The organism is Paraburkholderia phenoliruptrix (genome assembly GCF_902859825.1).
In the GTDB taxonomy this organism is placed as follows: domain Bacteria; phylum Pseudomonadota; class Gammaproteobacteria; order Burkholderiales; family Burkholderiaceae; genus Paraburkholderia; species Paraburkholderia phenoliruptrix.
Genome location: NZ_CADIKB010000091.1, coordinates 1 through 3,839, shown reverse-complemented (window position 1 = coordinate 3,839; position 3,839 = coordinate 1). Strand labels below are relative to the sequence as shown.

The following is a 3,839-nucleotide window of genomic DNA, read 5'->3' as shown; positions in this document are numbered from 1 at the left end:
GGCTGAAACGAGCGTGCTGTTCGAACTGATCGCCGAAAGATACGAGCGCCGTAGCCTCCTCATCACGGCTAACCAGCCGTTCTCGGGCTGGAACGACGTGTTCCCGGATCCGGGCATGACCGTCGCTGCAATTGACCGGCTCGTCCATCATTCGACGATCTTCGAGATGAATGTCGAAAGCTACCGTCGTCGTACCGCCAGCGACAAACAGAACAGCCGGCGCCCACAATCATCCAGCGACAATCAAAAGGAAGGAGCGACAAACATGGCTGAATAACCGCCGACAATCAACCCGGTCGACCGGCCAAGATGGTTGTCGGTAAACCGGCCATCCTGCTTGACGTTATCCAATTGTCTTCATTTGCTCCTGGAGCTGCGCCAGATTCCTGTCGAACTCAGCAGCGCCGGCGGGTGGCGTTTTTGAACTGCTTTGCGGCGCAGCTGTGTCTTTGGAAGCAGCTTGCAGCACGGGGGATGTCAAGGCAATACCGACAGCCATCGCAACTAGAAGCTTTTTCATATCTCCTCCCTGTGAACGCGCGACTCGACGACAGAGCGTATGCAGTCATCGTGCACACAAGGCTACATGTCAGCACCGACCTTCCTTTGACGCTTGTCAACGAAGCAGACGGAGGCGACTTGCAAGCGGGTCGATTCTCCATGCGGGGAAGTGCCGTTCCATCGTCTGTGACTTGACCGAGGTCAACGACTCGTCCTTCAGAGGGACGAGCATGACGGAGTGGACGCGGCTGCGCTCTGGCAGCATAGGTCAAATTCGTGAGAGCAACGATGAGCAAACTTGATGTGTTTGAGCCGGCTATGTGCTGCGCGACCGGCGTCTGCGGCGTGGACGTAGACCCGGCGCTGGTTCAGTTCAGCGCCGACCTTCAGTGGCTGGCTGAACATGGTGTCGAAGTCGTTCGGCACGGCCTCGGGCACGACGCGGCATCCTTTGCGGCCAATCCGGAAGTGGTCCGGGAGTTGCATGCGGGTATGGACCGCCTGCCCATCGCAACGGTGGATGGCCGGATTATCTCCGTCGGGGTGTATCCGTCACGAGCTCAACTGATTCAGAAACTTGGGCTCAAGATTCCCGCCGCCGAAAAGCCGCACATCAAGGCCGGGGCCTGCAGTTGCAAGCCCGGCGAATGTTAACCGGCGCACCGATATGACACTTCCTGCCGTTACAACTCGCCATCTCTTTTTCACCGGCAAGGGCGGCGTCGGCAAGACGTCGCTCGCCTGCGCAACAGCGCTGCAACTGGCTGAAAAGGGTAAGACCGTGCTGCTTGTCAGCACCGACCCGGCGTCCAATCTCGATGAGGTGCTTGAGACTCAACTTTCCGGGCGGCCGACACCAATTGCCAAGGTTCCAAACCTCCACGCGCTGAACATCGACCCGGAACTCGCCGCGGCGGCCTACCGCGAGCGTATGGTTAGCCCTTATCGAGGAGTGTTGCCCGATGCGGCAATTCGCAGCATGGAGGAGCAGTTTTCCGGTGGCTGCACCGTCGAGATAGCGGCGTTCGACGCCTTTGCCGACCTGTTGGGCGGTAGTGCGACCGCGAATGCGTACGACTACATCGTTTTCGACACCGCGCCCACGGGGCACACGCTGCGTTTGCTGACACTGCCGTCTGCCTGGAGCAATTTTTTGTCGACAAACACAACCGGCAATTCGTGTCTGGGGCCTCTGGCAGGCCTCGAGCAAAACAGGCAACTGTACGCAGCGGCTGTTGCCGAACTGACCAACCGCGACCGCACTACTGTGGTCCTGGTGACCCGGCCGGAGGCATCGGCATTCCGCGAGGCGGAGCGAACCCGTATCGAACTGGCCGACCTCGGGGTTCGAAACCTGGTGCTCGCAGTCAATGGTGTTTTCAAGGCCGTTTCCTCTGACGATGACATTGCCTGCGCGATGGAAGAACAGCAGGCTGCAGCGATAAAGGCAATGCCGCCGGGGCTCGCAGCACTTGCGCGAAGCGAAACGGGCTTCATCCCCAGGGGATTGGTTGGGCTGACCGCGTTACATGCGTATTTGCACCCGGAGCAGATTGCTGCGCCCAGGACAGATAGCTCGTTGAGCATGAAGTTGCCTGGCGGCCTTTTGCCGCTCATTGACGACCTTGAGAAGGCGGGCCATGGTCTTGTCATGACGATGGGCAAGGGCGGCGTCGGCAAGACGACGGTAGCCGCGGCAATAGCACTTGAACTGGCGCAGCGAGGACACGCAGTCCTGCTTTCCACCACTGACCCGGCCGCACATGTGGCGTGGACTCTCCAGGAGTCGGTGCCGAGTTTAGCCGTGAGTCGCATCGCCCCGGAGCTGGAGGTCAATCGTTATCGCGATGAGGTTCTTGCCAAGGCCGGTGCTCAACTCGATGCGCAGGGAAAAGCGATGCTCGAGGAAGACCTGCGCTCGCCGTGTACCGAGGAGATAGCGGTTTTTCGCGCATTCGCGCGAACGGTGGATGAGGCCCGGGGCGCTTTCGTGATACTCGACACGGCCCCGACTGGACATACCATCCTGCTGATGGATTCAGCGGAGGCCTATCATCGCGAAGTCATGCGCACCGAGGGTGATATGCCAGAAGCGGTGCGCCAGCTTCTGCCACGTCTGCGCGACCCCGATTTCACGCGCGTTCTTATTGTGACGCTCGCCGAGGCGACGCCTGTTCATGAGGCGGAGCGACTGCAAGCTGACCTCCGGCGAGCCCAGATTGAACCGTATGCCTGGGTCATTGACCAGAGTCTGCTCGCAAGCGGCACCCACGACCCGGCACTAGCCGAACGAGGGCGCTACGAGGTGCCATTTATCGAGCGCGTGATGAAGCAGGATGCGAAGCGGGTTGTGTTGCTGCCGTGGCAGGCGACTCCGCCCGTTGGTCTGCACGGGCTGGAAGAGCTAGCTCGCGGACATCCGCCAATAGACTAGAGGTAGTGGCGAGGAGTGCACCGTTGGTCATTGGGCAACGTCCGCGGGCTTGCGCTCAAACGAGGGCGAGTCTGTTCAAAGAATGCTGCAGGGATTCCGAAAAACGGCCGCCCCGATAAGGCGGCGGAGTTGCCACGCTCGCGGTCCTTACGAACGCCGTGCCGAGTTCAATACTTTCACGACGACCGCCGTCACTGACACATCGATAAGAACACCAACCAGGGTCGGCACTGCGGCGCCGGAATTAAGACCTAAGAGGCAAAAACGAATACTGTCGGAACGGGAAACCGGTAGGAGGGCGTCGGGTATTTCAAACTCGGCGACAAGCGTTGCGGACAGGCCCGTCGACACCTGTGTGGTCTTAAAGTGCGAACAACAATCCACAACAGCGCAGGGGCTGAATGCCTGAGATTCCTGCGCTCTATTGCCGCCTGGCGTAGCATCCTCTGGGTGGACAGAGTCTGCGGCCTGCACAAAAAAAAGCCGCCGGTTCGCTGGCGGCTTAACAGGGGGGGTAACTGTGCCTATCGTCGCAGGGCAGACTTAAGCCAGCCTTAAGCGAGCCACTGCTGTTTGGCTTTTTTGGAGTGTCTGGCCCCGACCTCGAGCGACAAGCGAAATGTGACGTACGGAAACGCGAACAGGATTACCGGCGACGCGCTCGGCCTATGTGTTCACACTGCCTCCCGTCAACTCATCGCTCGGCTGCGAAACGCATTTCTCAAGTGTGTCTGTAACCTTGGTGCCTAGCGCGTCGTAGTGCACACCATGCACTACACAAGTCTCGGATTCCCCGGCAATGTCCCAGGCGTAGTTGAAGGTTGAAGGCGGCGGTTCGCCAGTGGAATCCGAGAGAATCGGGTTTCCAGGACCAACCTCCCGAACAGGGAACCAAGGAGAACCG

General features: G+C 59.7%; 4 protein-coding genes. 3 read left to right on the top strand and 1 reads right to left on the bottom strand.

Annotated elements, in window-relative coordinates; genetic code table 11:
- On the top strand, positions 1–277 hold a 277-nt coding region (locus HV711_RS32930; RefSeq protein ID WP_175145660.1), incomplete at its 5' end, for an ATP-binding protein.
- 66 nt (positions 278–343) lie between these two features.
- Here HV711_RS32930 and HV711_RS32925 read toward each other — a convergent pair.
- On the bottom strand, positions 344–520 hold the full coding sequence (locus tag HV711_RS32925) for a hypothetical protein (RefSeq protein ID WP_035486512.1): 177 nt from the start codon (positions 518–520) through the stop codon (positions 344–346).
- Between the two features lie 269 nt (positions 521–789).
- Here HV711_RS32925 and arsD point away from each other — a divergent pair, with 269 nt between their 5' ends.
- Both arsD and arsA read left to right on the top strand, forming a co-directional pair.
- The gene (gene arsD / locus HV711_RS32920) at positions 790–1,155 is read left to right on the top strand and encodes an arsenite efflux transporter metallochaperone ArsD (RefSeq protein WP_035486502.1); all 366 of its coding nucleotides are present in this window, start codon (positions 790–792) and stop codon (positions 1,153–1,155) included.
- 13 nt (positions 1,156–1,168) lie between these two features.
- Positions 1,169–2,935 (top strand): arsenical pump-driving ATPase, encoded by a 1,767-nt coding sequence (arsA, locus tag HV711_RS32915; protein WP_035486504.1) that lies wholly within the window; start codon positions 1,169–1,171, stop codon positions 2,933–2,935.
- The last annotated feature ends 904 nt before the right edge of the window (positions 2,936–3,839 follow it).

Excerpts from the sequence above, each read along its gene's own strand:
- HV711_RS32925 (WP_035486512.1), bottom strand. The coding sequence starts at position 520 with ATGAAAAAGCTTCTAGTTGCGATGGCTGTCGGTATTGCCTTGACATCC.
- arsD (WP_035486502.1), top strand. The coding sequence starts at position 790 with ATGAGCAAACTTGATGTGTTTGAGCCGGCTATGTGCTGCGCGACCGGC.
- arsA (WP_035486504.1), top strand. The coding sequence starts at position 1,169 with ATGACACTTCCTGCCGTTACAACTCGCCATCTCTTTTTCACCGGCAAG.